This window comes from Primorskyibacter sp. S87, from assembly GCF_049801055.1.
Classification (GTDB): domain Bacteria; phylum Pseudomonadota; class Alphaproteobacteria; order Rhodobacterales; family Rhodobacteraceae; genus JBNAGF01.
In genome coordinates this window covers 364,191-384,894 of record NZ_JBNAGF010000001.1, presented here as the reverse complement: position 1 = coordinate 384,894, position 20,704 = coordinate 364,191, and the positions used below count along the sequence as shown (strand labels likewise).

The following is a 20,704-nucleotide window of genomic DNA, read 5'->3' as shown; positions in this document are numbered from 1 at the left end:
AGTGGTCAGGTTAGGGAAATTCAGCCCGACCCTGAGTTTCGGCTGTGAAAGCGGCCACAAGGTGTCGTTGCGACAGGTTGGTGGTTCATCCATCCCAAAGGGCTGTTCCGTCCCTTAAACCTCCCCCCTGCCGCAGCGGCCCTTTCTTTTTTATCGATCTGAGCAGACCTGAATTGGGTCGCCGTTTCCCCGGGTTTTCGATTGCCCCCAAGCGGCACCCGGAATAGTCATTCGCTCATGGCCAAGCTCTACTTCAACTACTCGACAATGAATGCGGGGAAGTCGACCGTCCTGCTTCAGGCGTCGCACAACTATCGCGAAAATAACATGGAAACCTACCTGTTAACCGCGAGGATCGACGGGCGGGCCGGAGTGGGCCAGATCGCGTCACGTATTGGCATCAGCGCCGAGGCTGACACTTTCGGACCCCAGGAAGATCTCTTTGCGATGATTCGGAACCGGCAAACTCACGGCAACATTGCCTGTGTTTTTGTCGACGAGGCTCAGTTCCTGTCACCCGATCAGGTCTGGCAACTGGCCCGGGCCGTGGATGATCTGAAAGTGCCAGTGATCTGCTACGGGCTGCGGGTCGATTTCCGTGGCGAGTTGTTTCCGGGGTCTGCCACGCTTCTGGCCCTGGCCGACGAAATGCGCGAGGTGCGTACGATTTGTCACTGCGGAAAAAAGGCAACGATGGTGGTCCGTCAGGATGGTGAGGGGCGTGTGCTGACCGAAGGCGAACAGGTGCAGATCGGTGGCAACGAAACCTATGTCTCGCTTTGCCGTAAACATTGGCGCGAAGCCGTGGGCGACTGCCCGGCCTGAAACTCAGACCGGATTGGGCAGCAGGTGTCCTGCGGCAAATGCCTCGACATTGTCCATCACCATCATGCCCATATCGGTTCTGACGTTGAGGGCCGCAGTTCCCAAGTGCGGCAACAGGACAACGTTTTCCCTTTGGATCAGAGCCGGGGAAACTTTGGGTTCGAATTCATAGACATCAAGGCCCGCGCCGCTGATTTCGCCGGCCTCCAAAGCTGCAACAAGCGCGGCCTCGTTCACAACATCACCGCGTGAGATGTTGATGAAATGTGCAGAGGGTTTCATCGCCTTGAATACCGTATCACCGACCAGATGACGGGTGTCGGCCCCTCCGGGCACCGCAGCCACGAGCACATCGACGCTGCTTGCCAATGCCACGGGATCGCTGGCCCGCTCTGCCGGAAAATCCGGCGTCTTCGGTGAGCGCGCCACATAGCGAATTTTCATTCCGAACCCGAAGTGGCATCGCCTTGCTATGGCCTGCCCGATCCGGCCCATGCCAAGAATGCCGACCGTGAGCCCGGTAACATGCTGACCCAGCATCTGGGTCGGGTGCCACCCGTCCCAGTTTCCTGCTCGAACCATGCGCTCGCCTTCGCCCGCACGTCGGTTCGACATCAGGATCAGCGTCATGGCGATATCGGCAGTGGCATCGGTAACTGCGCCGGGTGTGTTGGTGACGTCAATTCCCGCCATACGCGCGGCCACGGCATCAATGTGATTGTAGCCTACACCGAAATTGGCCAGCAGCTTACAGCGCGGCGTTGGTACCGCATCGAAAATCTCGGACGAGAACAGGTCACCCAAGGTCGGCATCACCACGTCAAACTCGGTCAATGCCCGCTTCATCTCAGCCTTGGACATCGGGGCATTGGAATTTCTGAACTCCGTGTCAAAGGCCCGGGCCCTGTTTTCGACCGTTTCCGGCAATGGTCGGGCCAATAGCAGGCGCATCAGTGCATCCTTCCGCCATCGGGAACCGGACCATTTGGGCCGATCAATACGATTTCACCCGCCGAATCCGGCAATCCCAGAACAAGGACCTCGGACATGAACTTGCCAATCTGGCGCGGAGGGAAATTCACCACAGCCATCACCTGCTGGCCGACAAGGCTGTCGGGTGTGTAATGTGTGGTCACTTGGGCCGAGCTTTTCTTTTCGCCAATCTCAGGCCCGAAATCGATCCAGATCTTGATCGCGGGTTTACGGGCTTCGGGATAGGGCTCGGCCCGCGTCACAGTTCCGACGCGAATGTCGACATTCAGAAATTCGTCAAACGAGATTTCAGCCAAGCGATAACTCCTTTGACCGATCCGTCGCGGCCGTCACCGCCCTTTTCAACAAATCCGGAAAACCGTTTTCAGAATCCATCAACACCTCGAGCGCGGCCTGCGTCGTTCCATTTGGTGAGGTTACATTGATCCTCAGTTGCGCGGGCGATTCATCGGCCTCTTCGGCCAGTGTTCCCGCACCCCCGACCGTTGCCTTGGCAAGTTTCATAGACAAATCGGCCGGAAGGCCCTGAGCTTGGCCCGCCGCCGCCAGTGTTTCGATCAGGTGAAAGACATAGGCTGGCCCGGACCCGCTCACGCCGGTCACGGCATCCATCTGCCCCTCGCTGTCCAACCGAACGGTCTGCCCAACGGCAGACAACAATGCTTCCGCCAAATCGAGATCTGCAGAAGACGAAGCTTCATTTCCGATCAAGGCGGTGATTCCACGGCCGATGGCCGCGGGCGTGTTAGGCATCGCACGCACGATGGGCGAGTTGGTACCGAATGCCTCTTCGAATGCAGAGATTGGGGTTCCGGCGGCAACCGAGACAAAGAGCGTGCTCCCGCCTCCAAAGTTGCGAATGCACGGCAAGGCATCGCCCATCATCTGAGGTTTAACGGCAATCAGAACGATTGCGGGGTTCTGCGGCAGCTCCGCGTTGATGTGCACGCCCCGCGCCTTCAACCACTCAGACGGGTTTGGGTCCATGACCCAGACCGACGCAGGCGGCAGGCCGTTGTCGATCCACCCGGCAAGCATCGCCGAGCCCATCTTGCCGCATCCCAGAAGCACCAGCCCCTGTTCGGCCACACGCGAGATGTCCATGAGTAAACCCCTCCCCGAATTCTCTGGTTAGGGGCTCAGATTTACGCCCGACCGTAGGCCTCTGCAATGGCCACCTGCAGTGCGTCTTCCGGGCGCCGGTTGCCCCAGACGGCCAGTTGGATCGCCGGATAATAGCGTTCCGCGCTCAGCACGGCCGCATTGATCATGGTGTCGACCTGTTCGGGGCTGGCCACCTGGCCACCGCTCAAAACAAGACCGTAGCGATAGACCATCAGCTTTTGGCTTTTCCAGTAGGTAAAGGACCCGGCCCAGCATTGATCGTTGATCGCGTTCAACAGTTCGTAGACAGACCCCAGCTTTTCCTCTGGCGGTTCCATCTCGAAGGTGCAGACCATGCGAAGCGTTTCGTCATAACCCGACCAAGCAAGGGTGATCGAGTAGGTCCTCCATTGCCCTTCCACCGCCATCGCGATCTGATCGTCGCCAATACGATCAAAATCCCAATCATGATACGTGGCGATATGCTCCACGATATCAATCGGATGGATGTCCTCTTCCAGATACTGCTCGGAAAGTGCCATGATGCCACCTCACTGATCTCTAGCGGGTCGGGGCTTATGGCGCCCCAACGCTAGGTGCCTGCTCTACAGACCGGGGCGATCCCCCGTGCCCATACCAGATATGGTGCTGCGTCATTCCCCTTCTGGCAACCCCTAATTTTGTGGAAAACAGCAATAAGTTGTGGACAGACCAATTCGCCACCCAAAATCTCGGCTGCGATTTTCCTGATTTTGCCGACGGCCGGCTTTTCCGAAAACAATATGCCGCGCGGATCGGCCTGCGATCCGCGCGGCGTAAAAGAAAATGATCTGCGCCTATTGGCTCAGGATTTCGCCTTGCCTTCCAGTTCAGCAATCCGCGCTTCGAGCGCGGCGTTCTCTTCGCGGGCCTTTTGCGCCATGGCGCGCACGGCATCGAATTCTTCACGGGTGACGAAATCGCGGTCAGCCAACCATCGGTCGAGCATGGATTTCATCGCTGTTTCAGCCTCTTCCCGCGCGCCTTGCGCCACTCCCATGGCATTCGTCATCAGCTGCGAAATATCGTCGAGGATCTTGTTGCGGGTCTGCATCTGTTTTCTCCGGTTCGAAGTTCCTCTCTATATGGGCAACATCAGCGCCGGGCTCAAGGTTGACTTGTCTGGAAAGACAGGGGCATTGAGGCGCATATGCAGGCAGTGATCCGATTTCCCAATTTTTCGCCCGAGATCTTTTCGATCTCGCTGTTTGGCATGGAGTTTGCGCTGAGGTGGTATGCACTGGCCTATATCGCGGGCATCCTGATCGCGTGGAGGATGGCGGTTGTGGCAATCCGCCGGGCAACGCTCTGGCCAAATGATATCGCACCGCTGTCCGAGAAGCAGCTGGAAGACCTGCTGACATGGATCATCATCGGCGTCATTGTCGGGGGGCGGCTTGGTTTCGTTCTGTTCTACCAACCAGCCTATTATCTGAGTAATCCGGCGGAAATCCTGAAGGTCTGGCAAGGGGGCATGGCCTTTCACGGCGGCCTTCTCGGCGTGGTGATCGCCGCGTGGATCTATGCGGTTCGCCACGAGATTCCCAAGATGAGCCTGACCGATCTGGTGTCGCATACAGTGCCACCGGGACTGCTGCTGGGACGGCTCGCAAATTTTATCAACGCCGAGCTTTGGGGCCGTCCGTCGACCCTGCCCTGGGCCGTGATCTTTCCCGGACAAGAGGCGCAATCCTGTGCCAGCATAGGGGGCTTGTGCGCCCGGCATCCGTCCCAGCTCTACGAGGCCGCTCTGGAGGGGTTGATCCTTGGAAGCCTGCTGATCTGGCTGGTGTATCGGCGCGGCGCCTTCAAATCGCCGGGTCTGGTCGCGGGCGTTTTTCTCGCCGGTTATGGCGCGTCCCGTTTCATTGTCGAATTCTTCCGCCAACCGGACGCGCAGTTCATTGCCCCCGGCAACCCTTTGGGTCTGGCTGTTCACATTGGCGGTTATGGCCTGACCATGGGGCAGATCCTGTCTTTGCCGATGATCGCGCTGGGGCTCTGGTTTGTTTGGCAGGCCCGACAAACTGCCCGGAACCGAGCGTGACATGAGCTTGCTTGACCGGTTGCAGGAGCGTATCGCCATCGAGGGGCCGATACCTGTCGCCGACTATATGGCCGAGTGCCTCCTGAACCCGGAATTCGGTTACTACACGACCCGTGACCCTTTGGGCGCTGATGGAGATTTCACCACCGCGCCCGAGATATCCCAGATGTTCGGGGAACTGGTGGGCCTGTCGCTTGCCCAAGGCTGGTTGGATCAGGATCGTCCTGCCCGCTTTACCCTTGCAGAACTGGGGCCAGGGCGCGGCACACTGATGGCAGACCTGTTGCGTGCCACGCGAGGTGTTCCCGGATTTCACGACGCAGCCGAAATCCTGCTGGTCGAAGCGTCACCGGCCTTGCGCACACGTCAGGAGATCACGCTGGCGGAGTTTCAACCCCAATGGGTCTCCGAAGTTTCTGAATTGCCCAAGCAACCGCTCTTCCTGATTGCAAACGAGTTTTTTGACGCGCTCCCGATCCGGCAGTTTATACGCGACGGTGACAGCTGGCGCGAGCGGCTGGTCGGGATCGTCGAGGGACAACTGACCTTTGGTGCCGGACCCTCCGCGCCACAGGCCAGCCTGAGCCATCGCCTTGAGGACACCCGAGATGGTGATCTGGTAGAGATTTGTGGCCCGGCCCTGCCGATCCTGGATGAAATTGCCACCCGAATCAGTGCGCATGGTGGCGCTGCCCTGATCGTGGATTATGGCGACTGGCGTTCGCTCGGCGACACGTTTCAGGCGCTCGTCGGGCATAAAATGACAGATCCGTTGATGACGCCCGGCGCCGCCGACCTGACCGCGCATGTGGATTTCGAAGCCTTGGCGCTGGCCGCCCGACACGCAGGTTGCGCGCATACCCGTCTGACACCTCAGGGAGTTTTTCTGGAACGTCTTGGTATTACGCAACGCGCGCAGACACTGGCCAAGGGCATGACAGGTGGCAAAGTGGAAAACCTTGTTGCCGCGCATCGACGGTTGACGCATCCCGAGGAAATGGGAAACCTGTTCAAAGTTCTCGGGCTCTTCCCGGAATCTGCCAACCCACCCCCTGGCCTGGACCGATGACGCTGGAAATTCTGACCTCCGATCAGTTGGCGCCCGCGCGCCATGGTTTCTTCACCCGCAAGGGCGGCGCATCATCCGGTGTGTTTTCCGGCCTGAACTGCGGAACCGGTTCGTCGGACTTGTCCGAGGCGGTTTCGATCAATCGGGCCCGCGTCGCCAGCGCGATGGATGTCGCGCCCGAGGATCTCGTCGGGGTGCATCAGGTTCATTCGGCCGATGTCGTGACTGTGGTAGAGCCTTCGGCGGAAAAGCCCCGCGCCGACGCTCTGGTGACTGCCACGCCGGGCATTGTTCTGTCTGTGCTGACAGCTGATTGTCAGCCGGTTCTGTTTGCAGACTTGCAGGCGGGTGTTATCGGAGCAGCTCATGCAGGTTGGCGCGGCGCGCTTGACGGAGTGCTCGAAGCAACGGTGGACGCAATGGTGGCAATCGGGGCAAGGCGCGAGAACATCGCGGCCGTCATCGGACCATCGATCAGCCAGCGTGCATATGAAGTCGGACCAGAGTTCCTAGACGACTTCCTTATGCAGGACATGGAGAACATCCGGTTTTTTGCCAATGGACAGGGCGACCGGATGCATTTCGATTTGCCGTCCTACGGGTTGCACCGACTGCGCGAAGCCGGTGTCAGATCTGCCGATTGGATTCGGCATTGCACCTATTCTGATGCAGACCGATTCTATTCCTACCGCCGAAGCACCCATACCGGCGAGGCAGACTATGGCCGCCTGATCTCGGCAATTCGGTTGTAAACACGGCAGTCAACCGGGCGATTGTGGCGCAATTCGAACCAATTCTGCCCAATTTTCCCGGCCCGGTAGAGTTTCTCCGGAGAACCGCGATAGAAATATTGTAATAAATCATTCCTTTGCAGCATCTTACGAGAAAATGCTCTCGCGGAAGCCAAACCGCGCGCCTAAATGCATTTGCACCTGATTTTCCCCCAAACGGCCAAATCCCTGCCCCAAACTGACGGCAGATTGGCACCATAGCAGGAACGAAAGAGCCCCACGGGGCCACTCCGGAAAGGCAGGAGAGACAGATGAAACCGAAGGCACGCTTTATCAAATCCGTCATCGAGACCGCACGTAAATGCGATACCGATCTGCCTTGGACCCGCGGCAATCGTCGTGCGGCAACCATCGCGCGCCGGACGGCACCCGCTTTGCGCGTCAAGACGGCTTGAACATACGCGTCGACGACAGGTTCTTTCGAACCGCGTGACGCCTCTGACCCGCTGCCGGACGCTGCCCATAGCCGGCCGGGCACCTCGGTCCGCCCCGCCTTGAGGCCGGGCGGACCGGACACCGCCGCCCTTGCAATTTGGCAGGGGATTCTCCCGGATTGCATAGCTTTCCGGAAACAAAAAGCGGGGTCTTGCGGGATTGGAGAAGCCATGAACGCCAATTCGTTAGGAATTTTTGACAAATTCGCCAAAGCCGGGTCATCCTCTCCCCCACTACAGAGCATGATCAAGTAACCAGTTTGTGCATCTGTTGTTGTCGGTGGGGGCCGACACAGATGCGACCCGAGAAGGAAAGGGCCGACATATGACGATCCCCCACTCTCTAGCCCGCGCGGCACAGCGCGCGGTTGAGACAAGCCCCATCCTGAGCGATCCCGCCGCCCTGCGTGCAAGATCTCGTCCGCAGCTTCGTCGCTACGAAGTCACGTCCCTTCTGGAGAACGGCAACATCGTCAGTACGCGTCACATTGCGCCGGCCCTGCCGCTGTTCGAGAACGCATTTTGCGCTCTGTCGCGTGGCTCACTGGTTGAAACCGAATCCGGACCCATTGCCATCGAAGACCTCCTGCCAGGTGATCGCGTCATGACACGCGACCACGGAACCCAGACCGTCTTGTGGAAAGGCTGCACTATGCTGATCCCCGGTCGCCCGGACGCAAAGGGACGAACCCATCACCTGACCCGAATCATGGCAGACAGCTTTGGAATGCAGCGGCCGATGTCAGGTGTGATCGCCGGCCCCTCGGCACGATTGCTGGCAACACCCGGCCATCTTCGCGCCTTGTCGTCCGGAGAACCACTGCTGACCCCGGTTGGTGAATTTGTTGACGGTATGAACGTGGTCGAAACTGCTCCGCCCACGCCGGTCGAGTTGTTCCATGTCTGCCTGAGCCAACACGCCGTTATTCGCGTCGACGGTTTGGAATTTGAGACCTATCACCCAGGCGTTACGGCGCTGCGCACCCTCAGCCATGCAATGCGGTCGCTGTATCTGACGCTTTTTTCGCATATCGACAAGCTTACGGACTTTGGCCCGCAAGCCTATCCTCGTGCCGGTGACGGGGAAATCGATGCGCTGTCGGCTTAGGCGGACCGGCTAAGCCGTTCTTCGAGAACATCGAAAGGGACGCCGGGTTCATCTTTGGCGCCCCGAATAACCAGTGAGGTTTTTACGCTGGCCACGTTCGGGGTGGTCAGAAGGTCTTCGGTCAGAAAGCTCTGAAACGTGCTGAGATCGGGGGCTACGCATTTCAGGATGAAATCAACTTCTCCGTTCAGCATGTGACACTCCCGGACCAGCGGCCAGGCCCGGCAGCGTTCCTCGAACAGGCTCAGTTCGGATTCGGCCTGACTGTCCAGCCCGACCATCGCAAAAACCTGAACTTCGAAACCCAGTTCCCGCGCATTGACCTCTGCATGGTAGCCGCGAATAAACCCCATTTCTTCGAGCGAACGCACCCGCCGCAGGCAGGGTGGCGCAGATATGCCCACCCGTTTCGCCAGTTCAACATTGGTCATTCTGCCGTCGGCCTGTAGTTCCGAAAGAATCTTGCGATCAATCGGGTCGAGTCGTGTCGCGACCATAAAACGCTCCTTGATATTGCGTTTCTTATAACAGCGCCCGTCGCACGCGCAATAATGTTTCGCGATTGCAGGATTTTCCGTTCCTTCGGCCGTTTCGGCGACCAACTGGATCGTCACAGGCGTGATTGAGGGGTTTAACAGTTCGGGCCGCGCGACTATATCCCTCCTCCGAAGCGGCAGCATTGGCTGCCAGATTGATTTTGGGGGATGGAAATGGCCGAAACGCGTCACACCAAGGTTCTGATCATTGGTTCGGGACCGGCGGGATATACCGCTGGCGTTTATGCAAGCCGGGCGATGCTGGAGCCGATTCTGGTGCAGGGCATCGAACCCGGAGGCCAGTTGACCACCACAACCGAAGTGGAAAACTATCCCGGTTTCACCGAGGTGCAGGGGCCGGACCTGATGGTCAAGATGCAGGAGCATGCGGCGGCTATGGGCTGCGAGATCATCGGCGACATCATCTCGGATCTCGACATGTCCAAGCGCCCCTTTGTCGCGAAGGGAGACAGCGGAACAATTTATGTTGCTGACGCGGTGATTCTTGCCACCGGCGCACGGGCCAAATGGCTGGGCCTTGAAAGCGAGGAAAAGTTCAAAGGGTTCGGCGTGTCCGCCTGTGCCACCTGCGACGGCTTTTTCTATCGTGGCCAAGAGATTGTGGTCATCGGTGGCGGCAACACTGCCGTCGAAGAGGCATTGTTCCTGACGAACTTTGCCTCCAAGGTCACGCTGATTCACCGTCGGGACGAGCTGCGCGCAGAAAAGATCCTTCAGGACCGCCTCTTCAAGAATCCCAAGATCGAACCATTGTGGTTCCACACGCTGAAAGAGGTCGTCGGCACCGATAGCCCTCTGGGCGTCGAAGCCGTGAAGGTGGAAAACGTTCAGACTGGCGAAATCACCGAGATTCCCTGCAAGGGCGTTTTTGTGGCCATTGGCCACGCGCCGGCAAACGAACTGGTGAAAGACACGCTGGAAATGCACAATGGCGGCTATGTTGTCACCAAACCCGGCAGCACGGGAACCTCGGTTCCCGGTGTTTTTGCGGCCGGTGATCTGACCGACCATATCTACCGCCAGGCTGTTACCTCCGCAGGGATGGGATGCATGGCCGCGCTGGACGCCGAACGGTTCCTCGCGGAACAGGACGACTGATTTCAGCTGGCGCATCGCCAATTCGGATCGGAAACCGGTTGCCTGTCGCGCCGTAAAGCCGGGGCCTCCCGCTCCGCCCGTTTTGATTGACCCCGAAACGCGCAGCGGACCGGTCCGGATGCGCCACCGTTTAGATCCGCACAGGCATCCTGCGCGGCCTCTGACTTGACCGCCACGACCCCCGAAGCCAATCTGAGGTCGGAAGCGCGGAGGCAGATGTGGCCGGAAGACTGTGGCAGGGAAACTGGGTGACGCGCACGCGCATCGGCTCGGGCTTGTTCCTGTTCGTCTATGCGTTCTTTCATTTCACCAATATCGGCCTCGGCCTGCTCTCGCCGGATTGGATGGAGGCGATGCAGGACGGGCGACAAGTCTTCACCCGCAGCAAAGTCGGAACCACGTTGCTTTATCTGGCACTGGTTCTGCATTCCGGTCTTGCCCTGTGGCGGCTTGCCCTGCGGCGAACCCTGCGAATGCGTTTCACTGAGGCCCTGCAGATCATTCTGGGGCTTCTGATCCCGCTGCAATTGTTGACCCACCTCGTGTTCACCCGCTTTTCCAACGCGGTCTTCGGCGTGAATGACGAGATGAGCTATGTGATCCTGATCATGTGGGGTTCAGCGGCCCTCTGGCAGCAGGTCGCCCTGTTGCTCGTGGTATGGACGCATGGCTGCATCGGCCTGCATTTCTGGCTGCGCCTTACACAATGGTGGCAAAACTGGATCCCCTATCTGATCGGGGTCGCCGTGCTGGTTCCTGCCTTCGCGCTGGCCGGGCTGTTGGTGGAGGGTCGGCGGATCTCTGCAGCCTTCCAAGACGAAGCCGCTCAGGCGGCTTACATGGAGATCTACAACTGGCCGTCGGGCGACACTATTTCTGCGCTTTTTGAGACCCGAACGCTGGCACTGGTCACGTTCCTTTCGCTGTTGGGTCTCGTCGCGGCTGCTTACTTCGGACGCAAACTGCTTAGGCGGCGGCGCTCTGTGCGGATCCGATACATTGATGGCCCCGAGGTCACTTCGGAACAGGGAATGACTCTACTGGACATTTCCCGCACCAACGGGGTGCCACATACCGCATTATGCGGTGGTAAGGGGCGCTGCACGACTTGCCGAGTGATTGTCGAACAAGGTGCCGAGTTGCTGCACCCGCCTGACAAGATCGAACAACGCAGTCTCGAAGCGGCCAAGGCGCCGCCCAATGCGCGGCTTGCCTGCCAGATCCGACCAAATTCGCCGATGACCGTTTTCCGGATCTTCCGTCCCGAAGGCGGCCGCAGCCGGGCGCATGCCAGTCAGGGGCAGGAACGCCGTCTTGCCGTCCTGTTTCTGGACATGCGTGGGTTCACCGCGCGCACAACAGGGCAATTGCCCTACGACGTCGTGTTTCTCCTCAACCGGTTCTTTGACGCCATCGTGCCCTCGATTATCGGATCCGGTGGCGTTGTCGACAAGTATCTTGGCGATGGGTTGTTGGCGATCTTCGAAACCGCTGACGAGAAAAGCTCAGCCCGTGCGGCCATGCAGGCGGCGATCGGGATCGGAGGTGCGCTGAGGACCTTCAACCAGACCCTCAAGGCCGAAGGGGCGCCCGAGGTCCGGATCGGCATCGGGCTGCATCTTGGAAATCTTGTTCTCGGCGAGATCGGAGCCGCCGGCCATGCTCCGCGAACCATCATCGGCGACACGGTCAACGCGGCGAGCCGGCTGGAGGCCGAAACCAAAACGCTTGGCGTGGAACTGCTGGTGTCACAACCATTGCTGGAGGTCGCGGGCGTCGAAACCCGCAATCTTGACCTGACCGTTCTGACATTACGCGGCGTGGACAGGCCCCTGCCCGCTCTGGCCGTCGATCAGGCATTGAACCTGCCCGGGATGGCGCCGTTGGCGGACAAAACAATCTGACCGGCAAAGCAATGTTTCCGGGGAATTCGGCTACGAGATGTTCGGGATAGCTCTGCAGTTCAGGAAAATTGTTCCGAAAATGCATCGCCACCCCGGCAATTTGCCTTAATCCTGCGAAATCCGTTCACGGGAACTGGACTTTTCCCCGGCTCAGGGTCTATGCGACCCGCGACCCGGCCGCTTTTTGGCCACGACACCACCTTGTATCCGAGAGTTTTCAAATGACGATGCTGAGCAATCTGGCCCCGATCCCGGAGCTGTATGTCTCCTATGAGTCCGCCCAGAAACTGAAGGTCGAAGCCGCAGACCTGACCTCGTGGGATCTCAGCCCGCGGCAGATCTGCGATCTGGAACTGCTGATGAACGGGGGCTTCAATCCGCTCAAAGGCTTCCTGAGCGAGGCGGATTATAATTCGGTCGTTGAAGACCTGCGGCTGACAGATGGCACGCTCTGGCCAATGCCGATCACACTGGATGTCGATGAGAAATTTGCCGAAGGCATCGAACTGGGTCAGGACATTGCCCTGCGCGATCAGGAAGGCGTCATCCTCGCCACCATGACCGTGACAGACCGCTGGGAGCCGAACAAGGCCAACGAAGCTGAGAAGGTCTTTGGCGCGGATGACGATGCGCACCCGGCTGTGAATTACCTCCACAACGTGGCGGGCAAGATCTACCTGGGCGGCCCGATCACTGGCATTCAGCAGCCGATTCACTATGATTTCCGCGGCCGTCGCGACACGCCGAACGAACTGCGCGCCTATTTCCGCAAGCTGGGCTGGCGCCGCATTGTGGCCTTCCAGACCCGCAACCCGCTGCATCGCGCGCATCAGGAACTGACCTTCCGCGCCGCCAAAGAGGCGCAGGCCAACCTGCTGATTCATCCGGTGGTTGGCATGACCAAACCGGGCGATGTCGATCACTTCACCCGCGTTCGTTGCTACGAAGCAGTGCTGGACAAATACCCTGCTGCCACGACTACAATGAGCCTGCTGAACCTTGCGATGCGCATGGCCGGCCCGCGCGAAGCCGTCTGGCACGGTCTGATCCGCAAAAACCACGGTTGCACCCATTTCATCGTCGGCCGTGACCACGCCGGACCGGGCAAGAACAGCCAGGGTGAGGACTTTTACGGGCCTTACGACGCACAGGATCTGTTCCGCAAATATCAGGATGAAATCGGCCTTGAGATGGTTGATTTCAAACACATGGTCTATGTGCAGGAACGGGCTCAGTACGAACCCAATGACGAGATCAAGGACAAGGAAAACGTCACCATCCTGAATATCTCGGGAACCGAACTGCGCCGTCGTCTGCGTGAAGGGCTCGAGATTCCGGAATGGTTCTCTTTCCCCGAGGTGGTCAAGGAATTGCGCCGCACCTCGCCGCCGCGATCCAAGCAGGGCTTTACCGTGTTCTTCACCGGTTTCTCTGGCTCTGGCAAATCGACCATTGCAAACGCGCTTATGGTCAAGCTGATGGAGATGGGTGGCCGCCCGGTGACCCTGCTCGATGGCGACATTGTGCGGAAGAACCTGTCGAGCGAACTTGGCTTTTCGAAAGAGCACCGCGATCTCAACATCCGCCGGATCGGTTATGTTGCCAGTGAGATCACCAAGAACGGCGGCATCGCCATCTGCGCCCCGATCGCGCCTTATGCCACCACGCGGCGTGCAGTGCGCGAGGATATCGAGGCGTTCGGAGCCTTCATGGAGGTGCATGTCGCCACCTCTATCGAGGAATGCGAGCGTCGCGACCGCAAAGGTCTCTACAAGCTGGCTCGCGAAGGGAAGATCAAAGAATTCACTGGAATTTCTGATCCTTACGATGTCCCGGAGAACCCGGAACTGCGGGTTGAAACCGAAAATGTCGATGTCGACAACTGCGCCCATCAGGTTCTGCTGAAGCTGGAGAACATGGGGCTGATCGCGGGTTAATCCCACCGCCATCCAATCAAGATCGAACCCCGTCGCCCAGCGGCGGGGTTCTTGTTTTGAGTATCCGGAAGTCGATTGATGCCCGTACCAAGCGACTGGCCCTATGACCTGAGATCACCGAATTGCGCTAAAGGCTGTCACGAATGGCCGTCGCGGCGCGCAAAGGCAAATCAGCAAACTTGCCCAACTCCTGCTGCAAACGCATCAGATCCGAGCCCCGTTCGGAAAAATCGGTCTGGGACATCGAACTGACGGCATTGCGGATTTCTTCTGCCGAATTGCACTGAATGATGCCGGTCGGATCGCAGAAACGATCAAGGTTGGGACATCCCCAATAAATCGGCACAGCCCCACAAAACACGGTATCCAAGAGCTTTTCCGAAAAGTAGTTCGGCTCCCGGACATTTTCGATCACTACGGAATAGCGGTAGGGGGCAAGCCCGTCCGCCTTGTCTTCGAACGGGGCATATCCCCGTCCCAGAACTTTGACGTCTTGATTGTTGTTCTGCGCCCATTGCACGATCTCATGCCGCAGCTTGTGACCTGTGCTATCCCGTTTGGCTGACGCCACGAGCGAGCACATTCCCGCCTTCTCAATGTCGAGGTCGCGCCAGTCCGGGATCCAGGTGGTTCCGTAAGGAAAGAAGATCCCGTTCGGGATCCGGGCCAGCAAATCTTCGTTGAAACTCAGAACGCGAAAGAACCGCCGGTGAGACAGGTGAAGCATCGACATGTGCTTGCGAAAAAATACCGATGGCTCCCCCTGCATCAGGGAAATCTTTGCATGTGTCCCCCTGCGCATTCTCAAATGGGACGCAACCCGTGGAAAAAGCACCAGATGGTCGTCTGAGCCCAAATCGGCGACAGAACCGCCCGCAAGCGCGTCAGGTAGCCCTAGCGGGAACCGGATTCGCGACAGCGGACAAAGGGCCAGATCGGGGCCGATATCCATGCCGTAGGGCAGAACGCCGATAGCTGGTGCACGCATCATCCCCTCCCGGGTCAGCCGATCAATTGGGCGGATCAATGCATCAGACCGTCGGGTCGAACCGACGAATCGGATGGCGCAAGTTCGCCGTCAGTGCACCGGAACCGGCGAGAAATCGTTCTCGCGGGCCAGAACAAAGGCCAGCTTGCGGTCGGCAACCAGTGCCAGTTGCTGCCCGTCCGCGTCGTGAACTGCATAGAGATGCTCCCGATCACCGGCGCTGGCGCGGATTTCATCGGGCAGATCGGCCACGTCCACTGTCTTTACATAGACAATCCGGGGGCCGTCATCCTTGAATTCAAATGGAGTACGCATCGTTTCCTACCCTTTCCTGATATTGATGGTCTGCACCACGGTTTCAGGGCGCGCGCGGGTCAGGTCTACATGCAAGAGACCGTTTTCCATTACTGCTTCGCCCACTTCGACACCATCGGCCAGCACGAACATTCGTTGGAACTGGCGCGCGGCAATGCCTCTGTGCAGAAAGACACGTCCCTCGCTGTCGTCACGTTGCCGCCCCCGGATCACCAACTGGCGGTCCTCGACGGTTATAGACAGATCCTCTTCGGCAAATCCGGCCACGGCCAGTGTAATCCGATAGGAGTGATCCGAGGTCTGTTCGATATTGTAAGGTGGATAGCCTTCGTTGCCAGATTTGGCCGAACGTTCCAAGAGGCGTTCCAGTTGCTCAAACCCCAGCATGTGCGGGTAGGAGCCAAGAGTAAGTTTCGACACGTTGATCGTCCTTATTTCACAAAGCGACGGGTCGCACGGCCCCGTTTCGGCAACCGTGCTACAACGAATATGGGGAGAAATAATGGCTTCCACAAGGTCTAGGCGAAAACATCACGAAAGCGTATTCTTACAGCAATCAAGAACAACGGGACCTGAGTCGCCGCCATGAACATTCCCATCGATCTGTCCATGAAATCGGATGACGTCTTGCGGGTTGAACTTGAGGTGTTCCGCCGACAGCACAGGGATCTGGACGAGGCAATCGGCGCGCTGCAGGAAAAAGGCACCGGGGATCAGTTGACGATCCGGCGCCTGAAAAAGCAGAAATTGCGCCTCAAGGATATCATTGCTCTGATCGAAGATCGCCTGACACCGGACATCATTGCCTGATCCGCAAAATCGAGACCTGCCGGATCCTGACATGAACCCCGTCTTTGGGTCCTTGTACCTGTGGTCATGTGACAGTGCGTGGCGCCGGTTTTACCTCATTCTGAAACCTGACCATGCCGCATTGCCACATGGCCTGATTTGGCTATAGTGCGCGCTCATTTTCAGCCGACAGGCAAGCGCAGGATGAAATCAGATGGGTGACATCAAGGTAGGGATCATCATGGGCAGCCAGTCCGACTGGCCGACCATGAAAGAGGCCGCGGACATACTGACCGAACTGGACGTGAGCCACGAAGCCAAGATCGTATCGGCTCACCGCACGCCGGACCGGCTTTGGGAATACGGAAAGACGGCAGCTGGGCGCGGTTTGCAGGTGATTATCGCCGGAGCCGGGGGGGCCGCGCATCTGCCCGGCATGATGGCGTCAAAGACCCGGGTTCCGGTGATTGGTGTGCCGGTTCAAACCCGTGCCCTGTCCGGGGTCGACAGCCTTTACTCCATCGTGCAGATGCCCAAGGGATACCCGGTTGCCACAATGGCAATCGGAGCGGCCGGCGCCGCGAATGCCGGATTGATGGCGGCCGGGATCCTTGCCTTGCAGGATCCGGACCTGGCAAACCGGCTGGACGCATGGCGCGAGGCCCTTTCGGCATCCATCCCGCAGGAGCCCAGCAATGACTGAGGCCCTGACACCCGGCGCGACAATTGGCATTCTCGGCGGCGGCCAACTCGGCCGCATGCTGTCGGTGGCGGCAGCCCGCCTCGGGTTTTTCACCCATATCTTTGAGCCCGGAGCCAACCCGCCCGCCGGGCAAGTTGCCGATCAGGTCTCCACAGCGGCCTACGATGACGTCGAAGCACTGGAACGCTTCGCCGCATCCGTCGACGTCATCACCTACGAGTTCGAAAACATTCCCACCGCTGCGCTGGACCTGCTCGAAAAACATCGCCCCATACGACCGGGGCGCGAAGCGTTGCGTGTTAGCCAGGACCGGTTGACCGAAAAGACGTTCTTGCAAGGGATCGGCCTGAAAACAGCTCCCTTCGCAGACATCACCGACCAGGACAGTCTTGAGGCCGCGGTCATGGACATCGGCACGCCGGCGATCCTGAAGACTCGCAGATTCGGGTATGATGGCAAGGGGCAAGCCCGCCTGAAGACGCCGGAAGACGCCGCAACCGGGTATTCCGAGATGGAGGGTTCTCCGTCGATCCTCGAAGGGTTTGTGGATTTTTCGCACGAGGTTTCGGTCATTGCGGCCCGCGGCATAGATGGTCAGGTGGCCTGTTTCGATCCCGGTGAGAACGTGCATCGTGACGGCATCCTGCATACGACAACCGTTCCCGCCCGCCTGTCCGCCGCGCAGCGGATGGACGCGGTTCTGCTGGCGGCCAGTATCCTCAACGCACTGGACTATGTCGGCGTCCTCGGGGTCGAGCTGTTCGTCACGCCGCAAGGATTGATCGTCAACGAAATCGCACCTCGTGTTCACAATTCCGGCCACTGGACCCAAAACGGCTGTGCCGTGGACCAATTCGAACAGCATATCCGTGCCGTCGCCGGATGGCCGCTGGGGGACGGTCAGCGGCACACGGACGTGGTGATGGAAAACCTGATCGGACGTGACATGGACCGCGTGCCCGAGCTTGCGCGGGAAAGTGACGTGGCGATCCATCTCTATGGCAAGGCCGACGTGAAGCCCGGGCGCAAGATGGGGCATTTCAACCGGATCATTCGGGGCTGAAAGAAAATCTCGGGGGCGGTCTTTCTTTTTCAGCCGAAGATCAGTTCAGGAACCTGCCGGCGATATCGCCAGACATGAAGCTGACCCGACCACCCGACAGGGTCGCCGCGACCCGCTTGGTGTCGTTGTCGAGGATCACCACATCCGCCCGTTTGCCCGGCGTGAGCGTTCCGCGGTCGTTCAATCCCAAAACGCGCGCCGGCCCTTGGGAAATCAGCGCCCACGCCCCGGCCAGATCCATCACACCTGTTTGCGCCAGCATCAGCGCTGCGCGTCGTGGACTGGGATAGTGATAATCCGATGCCAACGCGTCGCAATGGCCCATCGCAACCACGTCCAGCGCGCTGACATTCCCCTTGTGAGAGCCCCCGCGAACCAGATTTGGCGACCCCATGATAATACCATCTCCAGCAGCGTGGGCGGCCTCGGCGACCTCCAGTGTTTCGGGGAACTCAGCGATCGAGACGCCGCGGTCGCGCCACAAGCTGCGCGTCAGAGCGTCCCGGTCGTCATGGCTGCCCAGATGCAATCCCTGACCGCTTAGCCGTTCGCACAAACGGTCGAGCGCATCCGGAACCTCGGCACTGTTTGCGTGCAGATCCAGAAGCATCTCGAAGTGGCGATCCGGATTGCGTCCGGCCTTCAGCGCCTGCCCGGTCAAGCGCGGTGGTTTTTTGCCCTGCGCCAGCCGGTCATGCGGCAGGTGATCGTTGAATACGAGATAGCGCACGTCCCAGTCCTGCAACAGGGCCGGCAAACCGGTGTAGTGATCCAGCATATGCGTCTCGAACCGTAATTGCGGCAGCAGGTCCGTCACGACCTGCGGGCGCGCCTCGCGGATGGCGGCCATGACACGTGCGGCAAACTCGGGGCTGCGCAGTCCGCCCTCCCAGCTGTAGAACTGAGCCATGACCGCAGTTGTGATGCCATTGGCGGCCAGCTCTGCCTCTGCCGCGATCACGCCTTCGTTCATGTTGGTCATGGCGCCGCGCCGCGGTGCCAGATGCCGCTCGAACCCATCGCCGTGCAGGTCGACAATTCCGGGCAGGATCAGGTATCCACTCAGATCGACCTCATGCCCGGTCGCGGCATTGGAAACCATGCCATCGGCCAGCGAAAGTCGTGCTTCAATCAGCCCGTCAGGCGTCAGAACCTGCCCGGACACAAAATCAAGCGAGAGTGGGGTCATTCACCCGCTCCGGCACCATCAGGCCCTTCGCAGGGCAGTTCTAGACACTCGGGATCTACCGGCCCAAAAATCGACTCGCCCCATGTGAGGTCGTGGTCGAATTCGCCATTTTCCAGAAAGTGCACCGCCTGCGCCATCACGAGCGGATTGTTCATCATGAATGTGTGGGTAACCGGCAGCGTTATGTGGTCGGCCATGCCCTCCACACGGGTCGACGCAACCGAAACCTTGCCGTCGTCCGCGCCTTCAATGATCGATGAGAACACCGGGTTCAACGTTTGCGTGCCTGCGATCACCCCAAGCTCGAAATCCACCGGAGGCAGCCCGAGCGGCAGGCTGTCCGGACCTGTCCCCAGCTGGATACCAGCCGGACCATTGAGCAAACCAAACATTTCAATGTCGCTCATGGCATCAACCAATTGGCTGCCCTGATTTGGCGGGCCAAGCATGACCACCCTTCCCAGATTCTCGGGATGATGGTCTTTGAGCCAGTATCGGATCAGGATCCCGCCCATCGAATGGGCGATGAAATGGGTTGTCTCGTCGCCACATGCCTCCATCGCGGTCGGAAGCGTCTGGTTGGCCAATTCGCTGATTGGCAGGTCGGTCGACGGATAACCGGGACGGACAACATCGTAGTCGAGGCCGCGAAGCACCTGTTCCATCACGGTAAATGAGGCCTCGGTCCGGGCTAGTCCGTGCAGCAGCACGACGCAATCGGCCTGCGCGGCGGCGGGCAACAGGAACAGGGCGGCAACAATGGATCTCATTCTTCGCCAGATAAGACAAATCCGGCTTCAGTTAAAGCCGCGAACGGTTCTGACCTGTCACGGCAAGTGCAATTCCGCCCACCACCAGAATGGCTCCGACAATCAACCTCGGCCCGATTATCTCTCCCAACAGCATTGCTCCGGCCACGAGGGCAATGATCGGAACGCTAAGCTGCACGGTTGCGGCCACAGTCGGCGACAGGCGCGGCAGCAGGCTGTACCACAACGCATAGCCCAATCCCGAAGTGATCGCCCCGGACGTTGCGGCCAGCAGCCATCCGGACAGAGTGGGCAAGGCCATTTCCTGCCCGGCAAACATCAGCACAATACCCGTGATGGGCAGCGCGATGCAGAAATTGGCGGCAGTCGCTGCTAGCGCAGCGGGCTCTTTCCGCCCCAGCAGGGAATACCCGCCCCACCCCAATCCGGCCAGCGCCATCAAAACTGCCCCCGTCGGATCCGGCGCTGCACCTCCTGTCGGCCAGAGCACCCAGCTCAAACCTGCAAACGCTGTTCCGGCGCCGATCGCCCGCCGGGAACCAATCGGACCGCGACTGGCCGCATAAGCAAACATCGAAATCTGAACGACACCAAACAGAACCAGTGCGCCAAGCCCCGCATCAAGAGTGCGGTAAGCCAGCGAAAACCCGACCATATAGAGGCTCAGTGTCGCCGCCCCCCACATACGGTCCTTAGCCCGCAACGGGACGGTCTGCCCCTTTGCCCGAACCAGCAGAACGAGGGCGATGGCGCCTGTGGCCACGCGGATTACGGCAAAAGCACCCGGATCAGCAGCCCCGCTTTCGACTGCCACACGAGTCAGCAGGGAGTTTGCGGCAAAAGCCGCCATTGTCAGCGAGACCAGAAGAAACAGACGCATGGGACCGGAATATCCCGAGCACGCTAACGGGCCAATGGATTTTTCGAGCGCAAGTATCCGGCACCTGTCGCACCCAATAGAAAAGGCGCCCCGTTGGATCG

24 protein-coding genes are annotated in these 20,704 nt (G+C 59.2%); 12 read left to right on the top strand and 12 right to left on the bottom strand.

Features of this window, described 5'->3' with window-relative positions; genetic code table 11:
- Positions 1–237: 237 nt before the first annotated feature.
- Entirely contained in the window at positions 238–825 is a 588-nt protein-coding gene (locus ACP15U_RS01960) for a thymidine kinase (RefSeq protein ID WP_425043440.1), read from the top strand.
- A 3-nt stretch (positions 826–828) separates the two neighbouring features.
- Here the strand turns inward: ACP15U_RS01960 and ACP15U_RS01955 are convergent, their stop codons facing one another.
- From ACP15U_RS01955 to ACP15U_RS01935, 5 genes are all read right to left on the bottom strand, one after another.
- Positions 829–1,776 (bottom strand): 2-hydroxyacid dehydrogenase, encoded by a 948-nt coding sequence (locus ACP15U_RS01955; protein ID WP_425043439.1) that lies wholly within the window; start codon positions 1,774–1,776, stop codon positions 829–831.
- Positions 1,776–2,114 carry a tRNA-binding protein gene (locus ACP15U_RS01950; protein WP_425043438.1) on the bottom strand — a complete coding sequence of 113 codons (339 nt, stop codon included), beginning with the start codon at positions 2,112–2,114 and terminating at the stop codon, positions 1,776–1,778. Before ACP15U_RS01950 ends, ACP15U_RS01955 begins: the two co-directional genes overlap by 1 nt.
- A complete protein-coding gene (gene proC, locus ACP15U_RS01945; protein ID WP_425043437.1) occupies positions 2,107–2,922 on the bottom strand; it encodes a pyrroline-5-carboxylate reductase in 816 nt (271 codons plus the stop codon). The genes ACP15U_RS01950 and proC overlap by 8 nt, the downstream gene beginning before the upstream one ends.
- A 41-nt stretch (positions 2,923–2,963) precedes the next feature.
- On the bottom strand, positions 2,964–3,464 hold the full coding sequence (locus ACP15U_RS01940) for a YbjN domain-containing protein (protein ID WP_425043436.1): 501 nt from the start codon (positions 3,462–3,464) through the stop codon (positions 2,964–2,966).
- A gap of 302 nt (positions 3,465–3,766) precedes the next feature.
- Positions 3,767–4,015: an accessory factor UbiK family protein gene (locus ACP15U_RS01935; protein ID WP_425043435.1), complete on the bottom strand. Its 249-nt coding sequence runs from the start codon at positions 4,013–4,015 to the stop codon at positions 3,767–3,769.
- Between the two features lie 96 nt (positions 4,016–4,111).
- Between ACP15U_RS01935 and lgt the strand changes: the two genes are divergently transcribed.
- The 5 genes from lgt to ACP15U_RS01910 all read left to right on the top strand — a co-directional run bounded on the left by lgt (position 4,112) and on the right by ACP15U_RS01910 (position 8,410).
- Positions 4,112–5,008 (top strand): prolipoprotein diacylglyceryl transferase, encoded by an 897-nt coding sequence (gene lgt, locus ACP15U_RS01930; RefSeq protein ID WP_425043434.1) that lies wholly within the window; start codon positions 4,112–4,114, stop codon positions 5,006–5,008.
- Position 5,009: 1 nt separating this feature from the next.
- Positions 5,010–6,077 carry a class I SAM-dependent methyltransferase gene (locus ACP15U_RS01925; protein WP_425043433.1) on the top strand — a complete coding sequence of 356 codons (1,068 nt, stop codon included), beginning with the start codon at positions 5,010–5,012 and terminating at the stop codon, positions 6,075–6,077.
- Positions 6,074–6,829 carry a peptidoglycan editing factor PgeF gene (gene pgeF / locus ACP15U_RS01920; RefSeq protein WP_425043432.1) on the top strand — a complete coding sequence of 252 codons (756 nt, stop codon included), beginning with the start codon at positions 6,074–6,076 and terminating at the stop codon, positions 6,827–6,829. The genes ACP15U_RS01925 and pgeF overlap by 4 nt, the downstream gene beginning before the upstream one ends.
- 290 nt (positions 6,830–7,119) lie before the next feature.
- Positions 7,120–7,263 (top strand): hypothetical protein, encoded by a 144-nt coding sequence (locus ACP15U_RS01915; protein ID WP_425043431.1) that lies wholly within the window; start codon positions 7,120–7,122, stop codon positions 7,261–7,263.
- 364 nt (positions 7,264–7,627) lie between these two features.
- Positions 7,628–8,410, top strand: coding sequence for a Hint domain-containing protein (locus tag ACP15U_RS01910; protein ID WP_425043430.1), 783 nt, complete (start codon positions 7,628–7,630; stop codon positions 8,408–8,410).
- Here ACP15U_RS01910 and ACP15U_RS01905 read toward each other — a convergent pair.
- The gene (locus ACP15U_RS01905; protein ID WP_425043429.1) at positions 8,407–8,907 is read right to left on the bottom strand and encodes an Lrp/AsnC family transcriptional regulator; all 501 of its coding nucleotides are present in this window, start codon (positions 8,905–8,907) and stop codon (positions 8,407–8,409) included. The two genes, ACP15U_RS01910 and ACP15U_RS01905, sit on opposite strands and share 4 nt — an antisense overlap.
- 213 nt (positions 8,908–9,120) lie before the next feature.
- Here ACP15U_RS01905 and trxB point away from each other — a divergent pair, with 213 nt between their 5' ends.
- The 3 genes from trxB (at position 9,121) to ACP15U_RS01890 (ending at position 13,906) form a co-directional block, all read left to right on the top strand.
- Positions 9,121–10,065 carry a thioredoxin-disulfide reductase gene (gene trxB, locus ACP15U_RS01900; protein ID WP_425043428.1) on the top strand — a complete coding sequence of 315 codons (945 nt, stop codon included), beginning with the start codon at positions 9,121–9,123 and terminating at the stop codon, positions 10,063–10,065.
- A gap of 218 nt (positions 10,066–10,283) precedes the next feature.
- Entirely contained in the window at positions 10,284–11,969 is a 1,686-nt protein-coding gene (locus ACP15U_RS01895) for an adenylate/guanylate cyclase domain-containing protein (protein ID WP_425043427.1), read from the top strand.
- A 221-nt stretch (positions 11,970–12,190) separates the two neighbouring features.
- Complete coding sequence (locus ACP15U_RS01890; protein WP_425043426.1) at positions 12,191–13,906, top strand: bifunctional sulfate adenylyltransferase/adenylylsulfate kinase; 1,716 nt, start codon at positions 12,191–12,193, stop codon at positions 13,904–13,906.
- Between the two features lie 127 nt (positions 13,907–14,033).
- Here ACP15U_RS01890 and ACP15U_RS01885 read toward each other — a convergent pair whose 3' ends face one another.
- From ACP15U_RS01885 to ACP15U_RS01875, 3 genes are all read right to left on the bottom strand, one after another.
- Positions 14,034–14,894: a hypothetical protein gene (locus ACP15U_RS01885; RefSeq protein ID WP_425043425.1), complete on the bottom strand. Its 861-nt coding sequence runs from the start codon at positions 14,892–14,894 to the stop codon at positions 14,034–14,036.
- A 90-nt stretch (positions 14,895–14,984) separates the two neighbouring features.
- A complete protein-coding gene (locus ACP15U_RS01880) occupies positions 14,985–15,209 on the bottom strand; it encodes a DUF1150 family protein (protein ID WP_425043424.1) in 225 nt (74 codons plus the stop codon).
- Between the two features lie 6 nt (positions 15,210–15,215).
- The gene (locus ACP15U_RS01875; RefSeq protein WP_425043423.1) at positions 15,216–15,629 is read right to left on the bottom strand and encodes an Hsp20 family protein; all 414 of its coding nucleotides are present in this window, start codon (positions 15,627–15,629) and stop codon (positions 15,216–15,218) included.
- A gap of 165 nt (positions 15,630–15,794) precedes the next feature.
- Here ACP15U_RS01875 and ACP15U_RS01870 point away from each other — a divergent pair, with 165 nt between their 5' ends.
- The 3 genes from ACP15U_RS01870 (at position 15,795) to ACP15U_RS01860 (ending at position 17,764) form a co-directional block, all read left to right on the top strand.
- Positions 15,795–16,019, top strand: coding sequence for a YdcH family protein (locus ACP15U_RS01870; RefSeq protein WP_425043422.1), 225 nt, complete (start codon positions 15,795–15,797; stop codon positions 16,017–16,019).
- Positions 16,020–16,212: 193 nt separating this feature from the next.
- The gene (gene purE, locus ACP15U_RS01865; protein WP_425043421.1) at positions 16,213–16,701 is read left to right on the top strand and encodes a 5-(carboxyamino)imidazole ribonucleotide mutase; all 489 of its coding nucleotides are present in this window, start codon (positions 16,213–16,215) and stop codon (positions 16,699–16,701) included.
- On the top strand, positions 16,694–17,764 hold the full coding sequence (locus tag ACP15U_RS01860) for a 5-(carboxyamino)imidazole ribonucleotide synthase (protein WP_425043420.1): 1,071 nt from the start codon (positions 16,694–16,696) through the stop codon (positions 17,762–17,764). Before purE ends, ACP15U_RS01860 begins: the two co-directional genes overlap by 8 nt.
- 40 nt (positions 17,765–17,804) lie before the next feature.
- On the opposite strand, the gene ACP15U_RS01855 is transcribed toward ACP15U_RS01860, so the two are convergent.
- The 3 genes from ACP15U_RS01855 to ACP15U_RS01845 are packed head-to-tail and all read right to left on the bottom strand — an operon-like array spanning position 17,805 to position 20,603.
- Positions 17,805–18,953 carry an alpha-D-ribose 1-methylphosphonate 5-triphosphate diphosphatase gene (locus tag ACP15U_RS01855; protein WP_425043419.1) on the bottom strand — a complete coding sequence of 383 codons (1,149 nt, stop codon included), beginning with the start codon at positions 18,951–18,953 and terminating at the stop codon, positions 17,805–17,807.
- On the bottom strand, positions 18,950–19,723 hold the full coding sequence (locus tag ACP15U_RS01850) for an esterase/lipase family protein (RefSeq protein WP_425043418.1): 774 nt from the start codon (positions 19,721–19,723) through the stop codon (positions 18,950–18,952). The genes ACP15U_RS01855 and ACP15U_RS01850 overlap by 4 nt, the downstream gene beginning before the upstream one ends.
- A 31-nt stretch (positions 19,724–19,754) precedes the next feature.
- Complete coding sequence (locus tag ACP15U_RS01845) at positions 19,755–20,603, bottom strand: DMT family transporter (protein WP_425043417.1); 849 nt, start codon at positions 20,601–20,603, stop codon at positions 19,755–19,757.
- Positions 20,604–20,704: the final 101 nt, after the last annotated feature.